18 protein-coding genes are annotated in these 19,831 nt (G+C 75.1%); 11 read left to right on the forward strand and 7 right to left on the reverse strand.

Translation table 11 applies throughout. The annotated features are described in order from the left end of the window. Positions 1 to 96: 96 nt before the first annotated feature. Positions 97 to 1,182, reverse strand: coding sequence for a DUF5937 family protein (locus ACH4B3_RS22565; protein ID WP_398465310.1), 1,086 nt, complete (start codon positions 1,180 to 1,182; stop codon positions 97 to 99). A 100-nt stretch (positions 1,183 to 1,282) separates the two neighbouring features. Here ACH4B3_RS22565 and ACH4B3_RS22570 point away from each other — a divergent pair, with 100 nt between their 5' ends. Then, positions 1,283 to 2,554, forward strand: coding sequence for an MFS transporter (locus ACH4B3_RS22570; protein WP_398465312.1), 1,272 nt, complete (start codon positions 1,283 to 1,285; stop codon positions 2,552 to 2,554). 333 nt (positions 2,555 to 2,887) lie between these two features. Next, positions 2,888 to 3,295, forward strand: coding sequence for a RidA family protein (locus ACH4B3_RS22575; protein ID WP_398465314.1), 408 nt, complete (start codon positions 2,888 to 2,890; stop codon positions 3,293 to 3,295). A gap of 703 nt (positions 3,296 to 3,998) precedes the next feature. Here ACH4B3_RS22575 and ACH4B3_RS22580 read toward each other — a convergent pair. Next, positions 3,999 to 4,865 (reverse strand): NAD(P)-dependent oxidoreductase, encoded by an 867-nt coding sequence (locus tag ACH4B3_RS22580; protein ID WP_398465316.1) that lies wholly within the window; start codon positions 4,863 to 4,865, stop codon positions 3,999 to 4,001. Positions 4,866 to 4,913: 48 nt separating this feature from the next. On the opposite strand from ACH4B3_RS22580, the gene ACH4B3_RS22585 reads away from it, so the two are divergent. Beyond that, on the forward strand, positions 4,914 to 5,306 hold the full coding sequence (locus ACH4B3_RS22585) for a winged helix-turn-helix transcriptional regulator (protein WP_398465318.1): 393 nt from the start codon (positions 4,914 to 4,916) through the stop codon (positions 5,304 to 5,306). Between the two features lie 253 nt (positions 5,307 to 5,559). Here ACH4B3_RS22585 and ACH4B3_RS22590 read toward each other — a convergent pair whose 3' ends face one another. Further along, entirely contained in the window at positions 5,560 to 6,027 is a 468-nt protein-coding gene (locus tag ACH4B3_RS22590) for an MSMEG_6728 family protein (RefSeq protein ID WP_398465320.1), read from the reverse strand. A gap of 127 nt (positions 6,028 to 6,154) precedes the next feature. On the opposite strand from ACH4B3_RS22590, the gene ACH4B3_RS22595 reads away from it, so the two are divergent. The 6 genes from ACH4B3_RS22595 to ACH4B3_RS22620 all read left to right on the forward strand — a co-directional run bounded on the left by ACH4B3_RS22595 (position 6,155) and on the right by ACH4B3_RS22620 (position 14,011). Continuing rightward, a complete protein-coding gene (locus ACH4B3_RS22595) occupies positions 6,155 to 7,330 on the forward strand; it encodes a GDSL-type esterase/lipase family protein (protein WP_398465322.1) in 1,176 nt (391 codons plus the stop codon). A gap of 251 nt (positions 7,331 to 7,581) precedes the next feature. Continuing rightward, positions 7,582 to 9,795, forward strand: coding sequence for an MMPL family transporter (locus tag ACH4B3_RS22600; RefSeq protein ID WP_398465324.1), 2,214 nt, complete (start codon positions 7,582 to 7,584; stop codon positions 9,793 to 9,795). Between the two features lie 5 nt (positions 9,796 to 9,800). Next, entirely contained in the window at positions 9,801 to 10,985 is a 1,185-nt protein-coding gene (locus tag ACH4B3_RS22605; protein WP_398465326.1) for a sensor histidine kinase, read from the forward strand. 1 nt (position 10,986) lies between these two features. After that, positions 10,987 to 11,643 carry a response regulator gene (locus ACH4B3_RS22610; protein ID WP_398465328.1) on the forward strand — a complete coding sequence of 219 codons (657 nt, stop codon included), beginning with the start codon at positions 10,987 to 10,989 and terminating at the stop codon, positions 11,641 to 11,643. 273 nt (positions 11,644 to 11,916) lie between these two features. Beyond that, positions 11,917 to 12,369, forward strand: a complete 453-nt coding sequence (locus ACH4B3_RS22615; RefSeq protein ID WP_398465329.1) for a protein kilB — start codon at positions 11,917 to 11,919, stop codon at positions 12,367 to 12,369. A gap of 241 nt (positions 12,370 to 12,610) precedes the next feature. Then, a complete protein-coding gene (locus tag ACH4B3_RS22620) occupies positions 12,611 to 14,011 on the forward strand; it encodes a DUF2795 domain-containing protein (RefSeq protein WP_398465331.1) in 1,401 nt (466 codons plus the stop codon). 41 nt (positions 14,012 to 14,052) lie between these two features. Here the strand turns inward: ACH4B3_RS22620 and ACH4B3_RS22625 are convergent, their stop codons facing one another. Further along, positions 14,053 to 14,955 carry a LysR family transcriptional regulator ArgP gene (locus ACH4B3_RS22625; RefSeq protein WP_398465333.1) on the reverse strand — a complete coding sequence of 301 codons (903 nt, stop codon included), beginning with the start codon at positions 14,953 to 14,955 and terminating at the stop codon, positions 14,053 to 14,055. Between the two features lie 69 nt (positions 14,956 to 15,024). On the opposite strand from ACH4B3_RS22625, the gene ACH4B3_RS22630 reads away from it, so the two are divergent. Continuing rightward, complete coding sequence (locus ACH4B3_RS22630; protein WP_398465335.1) at positions 15,025 to 15,648, forward strand: LysE/ArgO family amino acid transporter; 624 nt, start codon at positions 15,025 to 15,027, stop codon at positions 15,646 to 15,648. A gap of 161 nt (positions 15,649 to 15,809) precedes the next feature. Here ACH4B3_RS22630 and ACH4B3_RS22635 read toward each other — a convergent pair whose 3' ends face one another. Continuing rightward, positions 15,810 to 16,721, reverse strand: coding sequence for an ADP-ribosylglycohydrolase family protein (locus ACH4B3_RS22635; protein WP_398465337.1), 912 nt, complete (start codon positions 16,719 to 16,721; stop codon positions 15,810 to 15,812). A gap of 219 nt (positions 16,722 to 16,940) precedes the next feature. Between ACH4B3_RS22635 and ACH4B3_RS22640 the strand changes: the two genes are divergently transcribed. Further along, positions 16,941 to 17,384 carry a cupin domain-containing protein gene (locus ACH4B3_RS22640; protein WP_398465339.1) on the forward strand — a complete coding sequence of 148 codons (444 nt, stop codon included), beginning with the start codon at positions 16,941 to 16,943 and terminating at the stop codon, positions 17,382 to 17,384. Positions 17,385 to 17,488: 104 nt separating this feature from the next. Here ACH4B3_RS22640 and ACH4B3_RS22645 read toward each other — a convergent pair whose 3' ends face one another. Further along, complete coding sequence (locus tag ACH4B3_RS22645; RefSeq protein WP_398465341.1) at positions 17,489 to 18,337, reverse strand: calcium-binding protein; 849 nt, start codon at positions 18,335 to 18,337, stop codon at positions 17,489 to 17,491. Between the two features lie 473 nt (positions 18,338 to 18,810). Continuing rightward, positions 18,811 to 19,536, reverse strand: coding sequence for a S1 family peptidase (locus ACH4B3_RS22650; protein ID WP_398465343.1), 726 nt, complete (start codon positions 19,534 to 19,536; stop codon positions 18,811 to 18,813). Positions 19,537 to 19,831 lie beyond the last annotated feature (295 nt).

Genomic DNA, 19,831 nt, shown 5'->3' on the forward strand with positions numbered 1-19,831 from the left:
GCCGGCCCGGCGGTGGGAGCGGGCCGCCCCCGCCGCGCCGGGTGCGGCGGCCGCCCGGGGGCCGGCCGGGGCGTCGGCGCCGCGCGTCCCCGCCGCTCAGCGCAGCACGGCCGCCAGCAGGTCGGTGCCGAGCGCCGTCAGGTCGGAGAGGTTGAGGGTGTACCGGACGTAACGGCCGTGCCGCCGGGCCGTGAGCAGCCCCGCGCGGCGCAGGACGGCGAGGTGGCGGGAGACCTCGGGGGGTGAGAGTTCCCAGGCGTGGGCGAGTTCACCGGTGGTGTGCGGGCCGCGGGCCAGGGTGCGCAGCAGCCGCAGCCGCACCGGATGCGCGAGCGCCTCCAGCCGCAGGGTGACCGTCTCCAGCGGTACCGGTTCCGCGGGGGTCGGCTCGGCCACGGGGTACTGCACCACCGGCTGCCACCCGGGCGCGTGGACCACCGCCAGGTGCGGGCGGCCGAAGACGCTGGGGATGAAGGTGACCCCGGTGCCGTGGGCGGCGGTCGCCTTGTCCTGCAGCTTGTCCACGATGATGCAGTCGCCGTCCGGGGCCAGGGTGACCGCGCCGGAGACCGAGGCGAGTGCCGCCCCGACGCCCTGGCGCCGGAGCAGGTCGTGCTTGACGCGCAGGTCGGTGGCGAGCTGCACGGCGACGCCGGTCCAGGCGGCGTCGAAGAAGGCTTCGGCGCACTGTTCCAGGGTGTGGCGCACCCGCGCCCGCACCGCGCCCGGGTCGGCGAGCAGCCGTTCCGCGAAGGCCTCCTGCCGCGCGCCGCGCGCCTGGGCCACCTCCAGGGCCCGCTCGCGCGCGGTGGCGTCGGTGAGCGGGGACGGAGCGGCGAAGTGCACCCGGCTCCCGCCGCACGTGGTGACGAGTGCGGCGGTCACATACGTTTCGTCGTCGATCCGGTCCACCCCGTCCAGCTCCTCGGCGAGGGTGGGCCGGGGCCGGGCCGGCAGCAGGAAGTCGGCCTGCGAGGCACGCCAGAGGAACTCCGCCTCCCGCAACCGCTCGGCCAGCTCCGGCGGCAGCCCGGCCCAGACCTCCCCGGCCCACCCGGCCAGCTGCGGATGGTGCCCGGGTTCGGCCAGCACGTGCAGCATCGCGGTCAGCTCGGCCAGCGGGGAGGCGGCGAACCGCAGTCGCTCGGACGGCATGCCGCTGATGTCGATCCTCAACGCCATCCCGTCATCATCCCCGCTCGGGCGGCCCGCGGCGGCGTCGGTTGACGGTGTCCGTCAACCGACGTGCTCGGTGCGGCGGCGGCACGCAGCGTGTGGCGCCATGGCAACCACCATCAAGATCCGGCCCCGTGCCCTGGTCCGTGCCTCCGGAGGCCCCCGTTATGCCGTCGCGCTGGCCGTGGACGCGCTCGGCACCGGTCTGCTGCGGCCCTTTCTGCTGCTCTACGGGGTGACGGTGCTGCGGCTGTCGGCGCCGGCCACCGGCATCGCCATGACGGTGGGCATCGTCGCGGGTCTGGTGTGCATGCCCGCGGTGGGCCGCTGGCTGGACCGGGGCGCGCGCAGCGTGGTCGTGGCGGCGTCGATGCTGGTGCGGGTGGTGGGCGTGGTGGTGCTGCTGGCCACCCCGGCGGGGCAGGTCTGGCTGTTCGGGACGGCGGCGCTCTTCCTCGGCATCGGCAACCAGGCGTGGCCGGCCGCCCACGCGGCTCTGGTGGCCACGGTCGCCCGGGGCCGGGAACGCGACGCCGCCCTCGCGGCGGGCCGCTCGCTGCGCAACGCCGGCATGGGCGCGGGCGCGCTCCTCGCCACCGCGTGCCTGGCCGGCGGCACCGCCGCGTTGCAGGCGCTGGCGGCCGTCACCGGGCTCGCCTATCTCACCGCGGCGGCCCTGGCGTGGTCGGTCCGCCTCCACGCGGATCCGGCCGCCGCCCCGGCCGAGGGCGGGGCGGACGGGCCCGCGCCCCGGATGCGCGCGCTGCTCGCCGCCAACGTGATCTACGTCTTCTGCCTCAACGTGCCCGAAATCGCGCTCCCGCTGATCCTGGTGACGCAGTTGGACGCGTCCCCGGTGTGGTCGGCGGCCATCTTCGTGGCCAACACGGTGCTGGTGGTCACCCTGCAGGTTCCGGTCACCGTCCTGCTGTCCCGGTTCTCCCGGCGGACCGCGCTGGCCCTCGGCGGCGTGGTCCTCACCGCGTCCTACCTCGGCTTCCTCGTGGCCGCCTCGCTGGGGCACGGCTGGGGTGCCCCGGCCGTCGCCGCGGTGTCCGTGATCTGCACGATCGGCGAGATCATCTACGCCGGCAGCGCCACCGCGCTCGTCACCGCTCTCGCCCCGGCCCATCTGCTGGGGCGCACCCTCGCCCGCTTCGAGATCTCCACGGGCTTCGGCCTCGCCGTCTCCCCGGCGGTCATCACCGCGCTGGCACCGCACGGCCCGGCCGCCCTGTGGGGCAGCCTCGCCGGTGCGACGCTGCTGTCCGCCACCGCCGTGGCCACCGAGAAGGACGGAGGAGCACGGCTCCTGGGCCGCCGCCCCCGGACGGAGGCGGGCTCGTCAGCCGTGCAGCCGCCTCCGGCGGCGGTGTGAGGCGGCGGACGTCCTCCGGCTCCCGGTGGCTGCCGGACGGCCCGGTCGGGAGGCGAGGCGGCGGCGGGGGTCCTCGACGCGGCCCGGGTGCCGGCGGATCCCGGCGTGCCGGCCGTCGGTCGTCTCCCGCGCCGGGGACCGCGCGCACCGGTCCGCGGCCTCCGCCGAGCCGCTGAACTGCCGGGTCACCCCGAGGTGACCCGGTCACCGAAAAGTGCGTTCTTCCCTGGCGGCGGCCGCTCTCCTACGGTTCCCGGGTAACCACAGGAGAGCGGGATGCCCGGCCGCGGCGAAGCGAGCCCGGGTGCTCGCGCGTCGAGGAGGCGGGCAGTCATGGCCATCACCCTGGTGAACCCCGGCGGGTTGCCGGAAGTCGACGCCTACCGGCAGGTGTCGGTCGCGACCGGGTCGAAGCTGGTCTTCGTGGCCGGGCAGGTCGCCTGGGACGCCGACGGCGTCACGGTCGGCGAGGGCGACCTCGCCGCCCAGGTCGAGCAGTGCTACCTCAACGTGGGCACCGCCCTGGCAGAGGTGGGGGGTTCCTTCGCCGACGTGGCGAAGCTGACCATCCACGTCGTCGACTGGACGCCCGGCAAACTGCCGGTGCTGCTGGAGGGAATCGGCCGAGCCGCCGCGAAGCTGGGGGCCGTCCCGGTACCGCCGGGCACCCTGCTGGGCGTCGCTGCCCTGGACGTACCCGAGCACCTGGTCGAGGTCGAGGCGATCGCGGTCCTCGACTGAGCGGGTACGACGCGGCGGTGGCCGGTGGGGCGCGGGGGTGGTGGCCGGCCTCGCCCGAGGCGCGGCCCGGGCGCCGGCGACCGGAGCACACCTCCCGCCGCCCGGCGCCCACCGGTCCGCCCCGGCTTCCGGCAGGGGCGCCGGGTCCGCGGTAGGGGCGGCGGACATCACCCGGTGGATCTCCGGTGTCGGCGGCACACTGACCTTCGATGGCCTCAGCGTGGACAGCGCCCTGCCCGAGGGCCTGCCGCCGTTCCTCCCCGTGACGGACGGCTCCTCCGTCACGCGGATCGACGCGAGCGTGAACCGGCCCGCGTGCGGCGAGGGCCGCCGCGTCGGACGCGGCGGCCTCGGCCGCCCTCGTGCGGGTCGTCGGCATGGACCGGCCCCCGCCTCACTGTTCCGCCTGCGGCTCCTGGCACGAGCCGGACGCAGCGGCCGGACCGCCCCGGGGACGGCCGGCCGTTCCCGGGGACGCCGACACGCCTGCCGCCCGGGAGCCGTAGGCGGTGGAGTCCCACCGGCTCCGGCGCCCCGCTCCCACCCGCCTTTCCGCGCCACCGGAAGCGGCCGTGGAGCCGGTCGCGCAGCCGCTGTTCGTCGTCGCTGTGCATCCGTGCGGCCGTGCGGCCGCCACCGGCAGCGCGGGCCCGGGCGTGCCGGGCCGGTCGCCGTGCGGTGCGGTGCCCGATACCGGTGGGGCTCAGCCCCGGATGATGTCGACGACCCGGGCGTAGGAGTTCTCGGCGTATCCGGCCTCCATTCCGCGCTGGGCGACGCGGTGCGCGGCGGCGATCACGGACGAGTCGAGGCCGCGTGCCCGCGTGGCCTCCAGGACATGCGTCATGATGGCCGCGGCCGACCGCAGGTTGGACCCCTCCGAGGGATATTCGCCGGTGCGTATCTGCTCCGCGAAGGCGTCGACGATATCCGGCAGGAGGCCTACGACCCCCTTGGCGTAGGGGGCGAAGCCTTCTGCGGGGACACCCTCGGAGGTCGCGAGCGCGAAGGCGTGCACCATCCCGGTCATCGCCGTCCAGAACACGTCGAGGAGGGCGACGTCGTGCGCCGCGGCCAGCCCGGGGTCCTCGCCGAGGTGCACCGCCCGACCGCCGAGTGACGCCAGGGTGGCCTCGTGCCGTGCGTAGACGTCCGCCGGGCCGCTGTGGAAGACGAGCGTCTCCGGCCCGCCGACCAGGTACGTCGGGACCATGATGGCGCCGTCGAGGTAGTCGATCCGGTGCGCCGCGGCCCATTCGGCGGTGGCGCGGGCACGGCTCGGGGTGTCGGCGGTCAGGTTGACCAGGGTGCGCCCCGCGAGGACGTCGGCGTGCGGGCCGACGACCGCCCGTACGGCCTCGTAGTCGAGGACGCACACCACGACCAGCGGACTGGCGGCCATCGCCTCGGCCGCCGAGCCGGCTTCCACGGCACCGCGCTCGATGAGATCCGCCGCCTTCCCCGGCGTACGGTTCCAGAGGGTTGTGGGATGCCCGGCAGCGAGGAACGCCGCTGCCAGGGAGCGGCCCATCGGGCCGAGGCCGAGAACGGTGACAGGACAATGGGACATCATGAGCTCCTGGAATTCGATGGTGGCGGAAGAAGGGCGGTGCGGGCCGTGACGGAGCCGCAGGAGTGCGCCATGGGCGCCGCGGTAGGGGTCTTTGAAGGCAAGTGGAAGGCGTTCATCATGTGGGTGCTCGCCGAGCGTCCACGCCGCTTCCGCGAGACCAGCCGGCTCGTCACCGGAATCAGCGAGAAGGTGCTGACCCAGCAGTTGCGGGAGCTGGAAGCGGACGGCGTGGTGCACCGTGAGGTGTACGACGAGCTGCCACCCAGGGTCGAGTACTCGCTGACCCCGAAGGGCCGTCGCCTCTACGAGCTGCTGGTGCTGCTCGAAGCCTGGGGACAGGACCACATGACGGAGAAACGATCGGTGCCGGACTCGGCGTCGGTATCGGGCAAGGGGCTTGGCGCGCCAATCCCAGAATGGGTCCTCACCGGCCGTTGATCAATCACGCACCTTGAGGTGGGTGTCCCCCGTTCACCCCGCCGGCAGGACGTCCCTCGCCCTCCGGGGGCGTGCCGGGAGCGCTGCGGCCTCCCGGCACGGCAGGAGAAGACGTCGGTGCCGCGGTTCCGAAGCGTCGGTCGCGTCCGGGCGTCGGATCCGCGCGGCCCCGGTCGGCCGGTGGCCGGGGAGCGGTACCGGCCGGCGGGGCTCCCGCCCCCCGGAGCGTGCGACCGCGGTGGCGTGCGCCGGGTCAGCGCTCGCGGTCCGACCTGGGCCACACATAGGGCAGGTCGTCGGGCACGTCGGGGAACCGCGACCGGTAGAACGCGGGGTCCTTGCGCACCAGCGCCGACTGGTGGCTGCGGTGGAAGTCCTCGTCACCGAGCCAGGGTGGCAGCTCGCCCCCGGCGGCCAGGTCCCGCTGGCCGCGCACCTGTCCGGCGCGCCCGGTGCCGGCGAAGTCCGACAGCAGCGAGACCGCGCAGGTGTCCGAGCGTCCGCCGTCGCACCAGGTCCGGCACACCTCCAGCCCATATCTGACCAGGGCCTCCTCGTAGCCGGCCCACATGCGTACGGCGGGGTGGTGGCGCCAGCCGTAGCCGGGCACGGTGAGACCGCGGAGCACCTGGAGCGCCTCCACCCGCTGTTTGCCGAGTCGCCGCACATCGAGCAGGGAGGCCGAGGCGGAGAAGTCGACACACGGCAAGAATGTTTGCATATGTCCTGTCTAACCGATGTGCTCCCGCGGAGTGCCGCACCACCCGGCGGCGGGGCCCGGCAGCACGGCCGGATCCGGGCCCCGGCGCACCCGCGACCGCGCGGCCTCGACCGGGAGACTGGGACGCATGGACACCGAGCACCGCTGGATCACCACACCGGTCACCCCGGACCTGGTACGAGGCGCCCTCGACCTGGAACGCACGGCGCACGGTCTGCTGCCGCACCGGCTACCCGCCCGCGCGCGCCGGCAGATCCCGGACGACCAGCTGGCCATGGCCGAGGCCCAGCCGTCCGGGGTGCGGCTCGCCCTGCGCACCCGGGCCACCGTCATCGCACTGGACACCCTGCCCACCAAGCGGGTCTACCCGGGGCTGCCGGACCCACCCGACGGCGTCTACGACCTGCTGGTCGACGGCCGTCCCACCGCCCAGGCCACGGTGGCCGGCGGCAACGTCCGCTCCGTCGACCTGGCCACCGGGGCCGTCGAACTGCGCGAAGGCCCGCCCGGAACCGCCCGGTTCGACGGTCTGCCCGCGCGGGACAAGGTCGTCGAGATCTGGCTTCCGCACTCCGAGACCACCGAGCTGATCGCCCTGCGCACCGACGCGCCCGTCGGACCGGCTCCGGACGGCGGACGCAGGGTGTGGCTGCACCACGGCAGTTCCATCAGCCATGGCTCGAACGCCGACCGGCCCACCGCCACCTGGCCGGCCCTGGCCGCCGCCCGGGGCGGAGTGGAACTCGTCAACCTGGGCTTCGGCGGCAGCGCGCTGCTCGACCCGTTCACCGCCCGCGCGATGCGGGACACCCCCGCGGACCTCGTCAGCGTCAAGATCGGCATCAACATCGTCAACACCGACGTGATGCGGCTGCGCGCCTTCACCCCCGCCGTGCACGGCTTCCTCGACACCCTCCGCGAGGGACATCCGGCCACCCCGCTGCTGGTCGTGTCGGCGATCCTGTGCCCGCTCCAGGAGGACACCCCCGGCCCGCTGGCGGCCGACTTCCAGGACGGGACCCTGCGCTTCCGGGCCACCGGCGACCCGGCGGAACGCGCCGCCGGGCGGCTGACCCTCAAGGTCATCCGGGAGGAACTCGCCCGGATCGTCCGGGAACGGGCGGCCGACGACCCGAACCTGCACTACCTCGACGGCCGCGAGCTCTACGGCGAGCGGGACCACGCGGAGCTGCCGCTGCCCGACGACCTCCACCCCGGCCCGGCGGGGCACCGGCGCATCGGTGAGAACTTCGCGCGGCTCGCGTTCGGCGCCGGCGGGCCGTTCGCCACCGGGACCGGCTGACCGGCTCCGCCCGCGCCCCGCCCTCCGCGCCGGCCGGCCCCGCGCGGGGCCGAGGGGAGCCGGGGCGCCCGCCGGGGCGGGCCGGTCTCGGCCGGCGGCGGAGGCGCTCCCCGCCCCGGCCGGGACGGCACGCGATGCAGCCGTGCCGCGGCCGGCAGCGGCCACCGGGGCCTGTGTCCACCGACCGGTGGACACCGGGTTCCACCGGCCGCCGCTGTCGGCCGCTGCACCACGCCGACCAGCATGGACGCATGACGAACTTCCCCGTACGCATGGCACGTTGGAGTGCCCGGAACCCCTGGCGGGCGATCACCGGCTGGTTCCTCTTCGTCGCACTGTGCCTCGGTACCGGGGTGGCGGTCGGCAGCAACCCCGCGACCTCCGAGGACTTCCACATCGGCGAGGCCGGCCGGGCGGAGGCGATGGCCACCGAGGGCGGACTGCAGCAGAAGCCGGTGGAGCACGTGCTGATCTCCGCGAAGCCGGACACCGGGCGACTGGACCGGGCCGCCGCCGACGCCGCCGCCCGGGACGTCATCGCGCGGATGGGGAGACTGCCCGAAGTCCGGTCGGTGGGCGCGCCGGTCGGCTCCGCCGACGGCCGGGCGATACGCGTTCCGGTGACGCTGCGGGGCGCCGAACTCGACGGCAAGAAGCACGTCGAGCCGCTGCGGGCGCAGACCGCCGCCGTGCAGGACGCCTACCCCGGGCTGCGGGTGGAGGAGACCGGCGGACCGTCCATCAGCAAGGGCGTGGAGAAGCAGCGCGGCAGTGATCTGGCGCGCACCGAGATCATCGCGCTGCCGGTCACCCTCATCACCCTGCTGGTCGTCTTCCGTTCCGCGGCGACGGCCGCCGTGCCGCTGCTGCTGGCCCTGTCCTCCATCGCGTCGGCGGTGGGGCTGTCCATGCTGGCCTCGCACGCCTTCCCGGACGCCGGGGTGGGCACCAACGTGATCCTGCTGATCGGGATGGCGGTCGGCGTCGACTACACCCTGTTCTACCTCAAGCGCGAGCGGGAGGAGCGGGCCCGCTCCGGCGGACGGCTCACCCCGCGGGCCGTGGTGGAGCTGGCCGCGGCGACCTCCGGGCGGGCCGTGGTGTTCTCCGGTCTCGCGGTGGCCGTCTCCAGCGCGACGCTGTACCTGGCGGACGACGTCATCTTCTCCTCGATCGCCACCGGCGCGATCGTCGTCACGCTGGTCGCCGTGGCGAGTTCGCTGACCGTGCTGCCCGCACTGCTGGCCGCCCTGGGGGCGCGGGCGGAGCGGCGGGCGGCGCGCCGGGCGGCCGGGGCGCGGCGGCCGGGCCGGCTCCCGCGGGCGACGCGGCCGCGGGAGGGGTCGGGGCGGATCACCGCCGCCCTGCTCGGTCCGACGAGCAGGCGGCCCGCGGCGACGCTGGGTGTGGCGGTCGCCGTCATGCTCGCCCTGGCCGCCCCGCTGCTGGGGCTGAACCTGACCGACATGGGCCGGGAGACCCACCCCCGCCTCATCCCCGCCATGCAGACCTACGACCGGCTGAACGAGGCGTTCCCGGAGCTGAAGGCCATGCACCAGGTCGTGGTGCGGGCCGGCGCCGGGGATGCCGAGGAGGTCGCCGGCGCGCTGCGTGACCTCGGGCGCCGCGCCGAGAGCGACCCGCTGCTCGCCGGCACCCCGGAGCTGCACACCTCCCGGGACCACCGGATCAGTTCGCTTCAGCTGCGGGTGCCGCACCATGTGAGCACCGACGCCGCCCAGGAGTCGCTGGAGCGCCTGCGGGAGGAGTACGTGCCGGCCACGGTCGGCAGGCTGTCCGGCGCCGAGACCGCGGTGACCGGGGACGTGGCCCGCTACGCCGACTACCCCGCGCACCAGAAGCGGAAGCTCCCGCTGATCATCGCCACCCTGCTGCTGGTGACCTTCGCCATGACGGTGTGGGTGTTCCGCTCGGTGGTCCTCGGCGTCGTCGGGGTGGTGCTCAACCTGCTGTCCGCGGCCGCGTCGCTCGGGCTGCTGGTGCTGGTCTTCCAGGGCGAGTGGGCCGAGGGGCTGCTGGACTTCAGCTCCACCGGCTCGATCGGTTCCCGGGTGCCGTTGTTCCTGTTCGTCATCCTCTTCGGCCTCTCCATGGACTACCAGGTGTTCGTGATCAGCCGGATCAGGGAGGCCGCGCTGCGCGGGGTGCCGACCCGCACCGCGGTGCTCGACGGCATCAGGGGCTCGGCGTCCGTGGTGACCAGCGCCGCCTTCGTGATGGTGACGGTCTTCGCCAGCTTCGTGCCGCTGCACATCATGGAGATGAAGCAGATCGGCTTCAGCCTGGCGGTGGCGGTCCTGCTGGACGCGGTCGTCATCCGGCTGCTCGTCCTGCCCTCGCTCATGCTGCTGCTCGGCGAGGCGAACTGGTGGCCGTCGCGCGGCATCCGCCGGGCCCGACGTGCCACCCCCGCCGATCACGGTCCGCTCGAGACCATAGGCTGACCGGCATGGATCGACGGCCCCGGCTCAACGACCGGTTCTGGATACGCCGACTCCGCCGGTGGCACGCCGTCACCTGGGTGGTCCTGGGGCTGGCGCCCTCGACGATCGGGCTGCTGAACGACTCCGGCGCGCCCAAGTACTGGTCGCTGGCGCTGCTGGCCGTCCTGGGCGGCTGCTACACGGCCGTGGAGGCGTTCCCCGGCAACCCGGTGGTGCGGCCGCGCACCTTCCTGTACGTGCTCGTCGTGGGCGTGGGGGCGATGGCCGCCCTGCCGGGCGGCGGCGCGGCACTGTTCCTGGTGTCGCTCCCGCACTTCTGGGTCTTCGGCACCGGGCCGCGGCAGGCGATCGTGTTCAGCGGTGCCGCCGCCGCGGCCACGGTGACCGGCAGCACCCTCGGGCACCGCTGGGACGAGGAGTTCTTCACCGGGAACGTGGTCTTCACCCTCACCGGGTACGCGGTCGGCGCCCTGCTCGGGCTGTGGGTGCACCGGGTCCTCCAGCAGAGCGACGAGCGGGTCGGCCGGCTCAGCGCCGAGCTGGAGAGCGCCCGGCGGCGGCTGGCCGAGGCACACCGGCGGGAGGGCGCCGCCGAGGAGCGCGAGCGGCTGGCGCGGGAGATCCACGACACCCTGGCGCAGGGCTTCGCGTCCATCGTCGTGCTGGCGGAGGCGGCCCGTGCGCATCTGGGGTCCGAACCGGCGAAGAGCACGCAGCAGTTGCTGTCGATCGAGCACACCGCGCGCGAGAACCTCGCCGAGGCGCGTGTCCTCGTCGGGTCCGCCCCGGGCTCGGCCGTCGCCGCCGGCACGGTCGCCCGGACCCTGCGCCGCACCCTGGACCGGTTCGCCGAGGACACCGGTCTCACCGTCAGCGCGGAGCTGCCGGACGTCGAATGCGACCAGCAGACCCGGATCGCGCTGCTGCGCTGCACCCAGGAGTCGCTGGCGAACGTCCGCAAACACGCGAACGCCTCCACGGTGGGCGTGGTCCTCACCGCGTACCCCTACGGTGTCGAGCTGGAGATCACCGACGACGGCCGGGGCTTCGTCGTCGAGGAGTCGCACGGCTTCGGTCTGGACGGGATGCGCCGGCGTCTCGCCGAGCTCGGCGGCGATCTGACGGTCACCAGTTCTCTCGGCGACGGCACCCGCGTCCTCGCCATGGTTCCCACGAACGGCCAGGTGTGACATGACGGAAGCCAGCCTCCGTATCGTCGTGGTGGACGACCACACGGTGATGCGTGCCGGGGTCGTCGCCCTGCTGGGCTCGGAGCCCGGCATCGAGATCGCCGGCGAGGCGGACGACGGCCGGGCCGGGGTCGAACTGGTCGAGCGGGTACGGCCCGATGTGGTCCTGCTCGACCTGCGGATGCCGGTCATGGACGGGGTGGCGGCCACCACCGAGATCGTCGCGGGCCGGTCCGGAGCCCGGGTGCTGGTGCTGACCACCTACGACACCGACGCCGAGATCGAGCGCGCGGTCGAGGCCGGAGCCATCGGCTACCTGCTCAAGGACACCACGCGCGGGCAGCTCGTCGACGCCATCCGGGCCGCGGCCCGGGGTGAGACGGTGCTGGCCCCCCGGGTCGCGGAACGGCTCCTCGCCCGCATGCGACGGCCCGCGCCGGTGGCCCTGACGCCGCGTGAGGTGGATGTGCTGAACGCGGTGGCCGACGGGCTGTCCAACGCCGACATCGGCAGGCGACTGGTCATCGGGGAGGCCACGGTGAAGACGCACCTGCTGCGGATCTTCGCGAAGCTCGACGTCAGCGACCGCACGCACGCGGTCGTGGTGGCCCTGGAGCGGGGTCTGCTGCCGCGCCCGGAACGCGGCGACGCCTCGTAGCCGGGGTCGGGGCCGCCCGGCCCGGGCGGTGGCCGCGGCGCGGGCGCCGGGGCGGTGACGCGCGCCGCACGGTCCATCACGGCCTCCGTCCGGATTGCCGCCCCGGCCCCGGCCCCGGTGGCCGGCGGCCCGGGGCGCCGACGCGCTCCCCGGCCGCCGGGCGGAGGCTGGGCATCCGGCGGCGCCTTCTCCACGATGGACCGGAACACAGCACCGGTGGGGCTCGGTCGCCCCGGCCGGACCCACCCACCGCTTCCCCAGGAGGACTTCGCGATGTGGCCCAGCATCATCGCCGTGGCCGGCACACTGCTCGGCGGCGCGCTCACCGGCCTGCTGCAGATCCGGGCCGAGCGGAGCGCCCGGCGTGCCGACCGCGCCGACCGGAGGGCGGAGGCGCTGCGCGCGGCGCTGGGCGAGCTGGTCGCCGCGCTGGGCGACCACCGGCGTGCGCTGTGGCACCGCGAGCGCATCCGGCTGAGCGGCGCGGACCGGGAGGCGTTCGAGGCGGCGCGTACGACCTCCCATGCCACCCGCTCCGCCGTGACCGGCCCGCTGGTCTCGGTCGCCGTCCTCGAACCGTCCCTCGCGGAACCGGCCCGGCGGGCCGCCCTCGCGGCGTTCGACCTGCGCGACGCCGCGGACCTCGGCGTCCTGGCCGCCCGCCGCGAAGCCGCCATCGCGGCGACCGACGACCTGGTCGCCGCGGCGGGCCGCCTCATGGCCTGAGCGCCGGCCGTACCGCCCGGCGGGCCGCGGGTGGGGCGGAGGGGCCGTGGAGTCGGAGGCGCCGGAGAGCGGAGGCGCCGGAGGGCCCGGCGCGACCGCAGCTGACCACACACCGCCGAACGCGCCCGCTTCCGACCGGATGACGCCGGAGTACTGCCATGGTTTCTTTCGTTTCCGGGGAATCCTTCACCCGGGGGGCCGACGGAGGGATTGCCCGGGGAGTTGTGAGCAGGAGTACTCCATGCAGTCCTGCGCGAACTCAGCTCCCGACGGCGTCCGGCACCCGGCGAACGCGGCGAAGTGGCCGGATGACGGTCCGCCGCGCCCCGCCGGGCCCGCGCGGCACCGGCGGCTGCGCCAGCTGTGCGGCGCGTTCCTGGTGGCCCTGACGATCGTCCTCGCCCCCCTGGGGGTCGTCGCGGTCTGGGTGAGCACGCAGATCACCGACACCGACCGCTACGTGAAGACCGTCGCGCCCATCGCCACGGAACCGGCGGTCCAGCGCGAACTGACCGACCGGCTGACCGCATGGGTCGCCGACACCGTCGACGACGAGAAGGCCACCGCGGCCCTCGCGGACACCCTCCGCCGCAACGGCGCGCCGCCCGCCGTGGTCGAGCAGGCCCGGGCCCTGCCCGAGGCACGCGACGCCGGGGTCGCCGAGGTGGTCCACGGCGTGGTCGAGAAGGCCGTGACCAGCGACCAGTTCGCCGGTGCCTGGGAGACCGCCAACCGTCGCGTCCATCCGGCGATCGTCCAGGTGCTCACCGGCAAGGGCGGCAGTGCCGTCGAGACGCGGGGCGGCACCATCACCCTCGACCTCGGCACCGTCCTCGACGAGGTGCGCCGCGAACTGGCCGCGGCGGGGTTCGAGACCGGGCCGATCCCGCACGTCGACAAGTCGGTGGTGCTGGTGCAGACCGACGAACTGGACGAGGCACAGACCCTGATGCGCCTGCTGGACACCCTGGGCGCCGGGCTGCCGGTACTCGTCGTCCTGCTCGGCGCGCTCGCCGTCCGGGTGTTTCCCGCGCACCGGGCCGCGCTGGCGGCGGTGGGTGCCGGCGTGGCGCTGATGATGCTGGCGCTGCTGGTCACCCTCGACCTGCTGCGCCAGACGTACCTGGACTCCGTCCCGGCCGACACGCAGCCGCAGGACGCCGCGGCCGCGGTCTACGACAGCCTGCTCCGCTTCCTGCGGGACGCGACCCGCGTCACGCTGGTGGCCGCCACGGTCGTCGTCGCCCTGGCCTTCGCCGGCCCGCCCGGGCGGCGGGGGCGGGCCCCGCGCCGGTCGCGGGCGGGCACCGCGGCATCCCGGGGATCCCGTCGCGGGCCGGGGCGGGCGGGTGGGCTGACCGCCGTCGGCGCGGCGGCGGCCGCCCTGGCCCTGCTCGGCGTCCTCGCCGCGGCGCGGACCGCGCCGGGCCCGTCGGCGGCCGGTTCCGCGCACCCCCGGCACACACCGGGGCCCACGGGCCGCTGCGCCGGTCCCGTCGGCAGGGCCGAGGCCCCGCGTGAGCAGCGCGACCGGCTCGTGCCCCGGGCGGGGCGGACGATCCACCCGGCGCCCGCCCAGGGGGCCGGGGGCCCCGGCCGGCCCGTCGGCCCTCTCCTGGTCCGGCCCCTCCCCCGGTGCTGACCGGCTCCGGCGGTGGTCCCCGCCCCGGGCGCGCGGTGGGCTCAGCCGGTGCGCAGCGCCTCGGCCGCCGCGGTGGCGATGACGTCCGCGACGGTGGCCAGCGCCGGGGAGTCCAGCTTCCACTGCTGCCAGAACAGCGGGACGTCCACCGGGCGGGCGGGGTCGAGGGCGGTGAGCGCCCCGGAGCGCAGCAGCGGCACCGCCTGGGGCTCCGGCACCAGGCCCCAGCCGAGGCCGGCGGTGACCGCGTCGCAGAACCCCTCCGAGGTGGGCACGTGGTGACGCACCCGGCTCGCGCCGGTACCGTCGTCGCCGGTGAGTGACCGTACGAAGGCGTCCTGGAGGTCGTCCCGGCGGTCGAAGACGATGACCGGCGCGGTCCGCAGATCGCGTCGGAGCGGGCCGGTCAGGTGGCGGGACACGAAGTCGGGCCCGGCCACCGGCAGGTACCGGGCCAGGCCCAGGGACCGCACCGTGCACCCCGCCACCGGGTCGGGGGACGAGGTGACCGCCGCCATGACCTGCCCCTCGCGCAGCAGCGCCGTGGTGTGCGCCTCGTCCTCGCGGTGCAGTTCGAAGCAGATCGGCGGGTCCTGCGGCACCCGGGTCAGCGCCGGGAGGAACCAGGTCGCCAGGGAGTCCGCGTTCACCGCGATGGGCAGCCGCACGGGGCCCTGCTCGGCGGCCATCCCCAGTTCCGCCCGGGCGTCCCGTTCCAGCCGGGCCAGCTGGCGTGCGAACCGCACGACGACCTGGCCGGACTCCGTCGGCCGTACCGGCTTGGTGCGGATCAGCAGCACCCGCCCGGTGCGCTGTTCCAGCGCCTTGATCCGCTGGCTGACCGCCGACGGGGTCACGTGCAGCGCGGCCGCGGCCGCGTCCAGGGTGCCTTCGTCTACCACCGCGAGCAGCGTACGGACCTGGTCCAGGGGAAGCTCGTCCATCACAATCACTAAGGATACGTAAAAAACTTTAGCTGTACTGCTCGACGAGCGGTTCATAGCCTCGTGCCCATGACACACGGCATCACCACCGCGGCCCTCGCCGGATTCGGCACCGGACTCTCCCTCATCGTCGCCATCGGCGCGCAGAACGCCTTCGTGCTGCGCCAGGGAGCCCGTCGGCACGCGGTCCTCGCGGTGGTCGGCATCTGCGCCGTCTCGGACGCGGTCCTCATCACCCTCGGGGTGGCGGGGGTGGGCTCGGTCGTCACCGCCTGGCCCGCCGCCGTCACCGCGGTCGGCCTGGCCGGCGGCGCCTTCCTGATCTGCTACGGCGCCCTGGCCGCCCGGCGGGTGCTGCGGCCCGCCGCCGGAGCGGCCCTCACCGCGCAGGGTGCCGCCGCCGGCTCCGTCCGGGGAGCGGTCCTCACCTGTCTGGCGATGACCTGGCTCAACCCGCACGTCTACCTGGACACCGTGCTGCTGATCGGTTCCGTGGCCTCGCACCACGGCTCGCTGCGCTGGGCCTTCGGCATCGGCGCGGTCCTGGCGAGCCTGGTCTGGTTCGCCTCACTCGGCTACGGGGCGCGGCTGCTGGGCGGCCTGCTCGCCCGCCCCGGCGCCTGGCGGGTGCTGGACGGCCTGGTCGCCATCACCATGATCACGATGGGCGGCCTGCTGCTGGCCGGGGCATGAGAACTCCCACGAAATGATCTTCGCGGTGGTGGGGTCGCTCCGGGCCCGGCGACCGCCCGCCGATCCGGCGGGAGATCCGCGACGGCATCCACCAGGCCTTCCGCGCCCTCGGATGCGCACTGCTGTGCCGGAGACGCCTGAACTCGTGCCGAGGGGAGTCCTCACCCCGCCCCGACCAGGGGCAGTGGTTCACGTGCCGCGTGCCAGGCAGGGGGGAGGGCTGCCACGCCCGTGCGAGCAGCGATCACACCACCCGCGATGGCGCAGGTGGTGTCGATGTCGCCACGCCCGGCGACCGTGAGCCACAGGCCCTCGTGCAGGTCGTCGAGGTGCCCCGCGGCGCACCACAGGGCGTAGGGGACGGTGTCGGGCCCGGACATCCGGTATCCGGAGCCCAGGACCTCCGCGGCGTGCCGGACCGAGGTGTGCCCCGGCATTCGTGCCGCGATCCGCACTCCCGACCGGACGTCGCTGTCGGGGAGTCGCTCGGCGACCGCCCGGAGGAAGTCCGGCCGGTCCGGGGCGCACTCCCCCCGGCTGCGGGTTGCCAGCGCCGCGGCGAGGGCGACCCCCACCGCCGCGGCGACCGCCTCCGGGTGGTGGTGCGAGACCGCGCCCTGGCGGGCGGCCTGTTCGGCGACCGCGTCGAGGTCGGCGGCGTGCCAGGCACCGAGTGGAGCGGCGCGCATGGCCGCACCGTTGCCCCAGGAGCCCTGGCCGTCGAACTGTCCGGTGACCACCTCCCGCCAGGGCTCGCCCGCCCCGATCCGGCGGAGCACGTCATGCATCGAGGCTCCGTAGCCGCGGTGCGTGTCGTCGGCGTACGCTTCCGCGAAGCGCAGGGCGAGGCGGTCCTGGTCGACGGTGCCGCCCCCCTCGGCGAGTTCCCGGACGAGGACGAGCGCCTGGGCGGTGTCGTCACTCCACCGCCACAGCGGTTCGGGGGGCAACGTGCGCGCCTCCAGGGCTGCCGGACCGTCCCGGCGCAGGATGCCGAACCAACGGTCACCGAAGGCGTCACCGAAGGCAAGCCCCTGCAACGAGTCCAGCACGGCGGTAGGCACATCGGTCATCGGCGCAGTATCGCAGCGCGAACGGTGCTCCCGCAGTCCGATTCCGGCGCGACCCGGCCGGCGCGGTGCCCCCCGGTGCACGGCCACCGCGGCGCCCGCGGGCGGGTCGTCCGCGCGCGTGTTGCCGGTACGGCAACGGCAGTTGGCGTCTCCGGCACGGCGGTCGCAGTGTGGGGCCCTGGCCACGGGCCACCGCACAACACACTTCAGGAGGCAAGCATGACCAGCCAGGCAGGCGTCGGAGCCACCCCCGGAACCGACGGCGACGCACCGCTGAACAACCGCGTCCACCACGTCCGCTCCGGCGAGCTGGACGGCTACGCCGCCATCAGCGGCGGCACGGTCGGCTCCCGGAAGCTGTGGATGGGCCTGGTGGAGAACCCGCCGCTGAGCTCGACGGACAACCACCACCACGGTGACTCGGAGGCGGGGATCTACGTGGTCAGCGGTCATCCGGTGTTCGTGTACCACGACGGCGTGCGGGAGGTGCGGATCGCCGCCGGACCCGGGGACTTCCTGCTCGTCCCGCCGTTCGTCCCGCACCGCGAGGAGAACCCCGACCCGGACGAGCCCGTGGTCGTGGTGATCGCGCGCACCACTCAGGAGCCGATCAAGGTCTCGGTCCCGGAGCTGTACCGGCTCGGGGACGCCCCGGCGCGGTAGCCGGAGCGGACGGACCGGCCGAGCGGGGGCGGCCCCGCTCGGCCCGCGTCCGGGGCCCGGCGGGGCGGGGCGGACCAGCCGCCCCCGCCCCGCCGGACCGGCCCTCAGTCCTGGTACACCTTGTTCGTGCCCGGCCCACCGGAGAGCGTGTCGCGGCCCTTGCCGCCGTACAGCACGTCGTCGCCGCTGTTGCCGTACATCGTGTCGGCGCCGTCCTCGCCGTACAGCCTGTCGTTGCCCCGGCCGCCGTAGACCTCGTCGTTCTCGCCCCCGGCGCGCAGCACGTCGTTGCCGTCGTCGCCGTACAGGGCGTTGATGTCGCCGGTCCCGGTCACCGAGTCGTTTCCGCCGCCGCCGCGGCAGACGTACTGGCAGGCACCGGTGAGGACGTCGTCGCCCTCGCCGCCGTCGACGCCGAGGCCGTCGGTGCCGTCGATGCGGTCGTTGCCGTCCCCGCCGTCGAAGTGGATCTGTCCGGTGCCCTTGATGACGTCTCCACCCGAACCGCCGTGGACCGCGGCGATCGCGGCCCGGGAGTCGACCGTCGCCTTGTCGGCGCCGTCGCCGAGGTCGACCTCGTAGGTGGTCGAGTCGTCGGAGCCCAGCGGCTCGGCGATGACGCACTGGACCACGGTGCGATCACCCGCCGTGGGGTACACGCAGGCATCCGTCTCGGCCGCGGTGGCGTCGATGGTCATACCGGCCTCGTCGCGGAAGGTGATCTGGAAGTCTTCCCCGAACTCGGAGGGGTCGACGTCGATGCTCTTCACGGTGACCGTCAGCTGGTTCGTCTGCCCGGCGGCGGCCTTGTACCAGAGCGCGTCGTCGTGGACGAGGGTGGCGGAGGCCGTCGTGGCCGCCGTGTCCGCCTGGGCGGCGGGCATCCCGAGCACGGCCCAGCTCAGGGCGAGGGTGGCGGTGGCGGTGGCAGCGGTGATGGCGCGCATACGCATGCAGAAGTGACCCTTCGCGCGTGGAGTGGTGGTCCGCACCGGCGCGGAGGGCGCCGGTGGGCGGGCGTCGCCGTCGCAGCACGGCCGGCGCGCCCGGTGGTGACCGGTCGTCGTCTCGTTGTCTCCGGTCACCCGCTTAGATGCCGTCCCCACCACGGGGGTTGTGCGCCGGGAACGCCTCACCGGACCGCCATGGACATTGTCACTCCGGGGTTTCCTGACGTTCCGCCGGATGACACCGGCCCGCCACCCGCGGCCGGGACGGACCGCGCGTGACCGGACGTCGCGGCCGTCGGGGCCGGGTGGCCCCGCCGTCCGGCTGCGCGGCCCCGGCCGGTGTGCCGCTCCCCCGGGCCGGCGGTGCAGACGTGTCTTCCCCGCCGGCCGGGAGACGGCGACCGGTCCGCGCCGAGCCGGCGGGCCGGGACCGGGACGGCCCGGACGGGTGACCGGCCCGCGGCCGCCGGGCCGGTTCAGTACAGCGTCAGCCCGTAGGCGGCCAGGACTTCGGCGATCGGCTGGTAGTAGGTGGTGCCCCCGGTCGCGCAGTTGCCGCCGGCGCCGACGATGAAGCCCAGTGCGGTGGTGCCCGCGAAGGCCGGCCCGCCGGTGTCACCCGGCTCGGAGCAGATGGTCGAGCGGAACAGGCCGTTCACCGTGCCCTCCGGGTAGTGGACGGTCAGGTTCACACCGGTGACGGTGCCGCACCGCAGCCCGGTGACCCGGCCCACGTGGCACAGCGACTGCCCGACGGACGGGTTCGCGGCTCCGGTGATGTCCCGCACCGTGCCGTTGCGGAGGGACACCTCCCCGGGGTGGGTGACGGCGGTGCCGGTGTACCGGACGAAACCGTAGTCGTTGCCGGGGAAGCTTGCCCCGGCCGTGGTACCGGCCAGGACGGTGCGGGCGGGGTCGGCGTACCAGGTGGTTCCGGGTTCGGCGCAGTGCCCCGGCATGACGGCGTAGTGGACGGCGCCCGCCCGGGCGTTGAAGGCGACGGTGCACTGCCCGCCGGCGCGGTACAGGACGTCGCCGCCGCGGACGGCGACGGCCCGCGGTGCGCCGGTCGCGGCGGAGGCGGTGGTGCCGGCCGCGGGCAGCGCGACCGGCGCCGCGAGCGCGAGGGCGGCGAGCACCGAACGGAACCGCCACGGGGGCGAGGGGTGTACGGGGCCGGCGCGGCGGATGACGGAGCGCATGGGTCCTCCCGGGAGAGCTGCTCGACGGGGCGTGACGTACCGCGTGCTGCTGCCGTGCCCGGCGGCGGCCGGTGGCCCGGGCCGCGGGAGCCGTGCTGCCCGCGCACGCCGCCGCCACGGCCCGGGACCGGTGTCCACCCGCCGGTCACCCCTCACCATGCCGCCGCCCCGCCGCCGGGTCGAGAGGTGCGGCGGGGGGACCGCGGCGATCCCCGGCCGTCCGGGCCCCGGCCGGGTGACGGCGGCGGTGCCGGGCGGCTCCCCCGGCCGGGCCGGGGGAACCGCCCGAGGGAAG

This window comes from Streptomyces sp. NPDC018031 (assembly GCF_044327625.1).
In the GTDB taxonomy this organism is placed as follows: domain Bacteria; phylum Actinomycetota; class Actinomycetes; order Streptomycetales; family Streptomycetaceae; genus Streptomyces.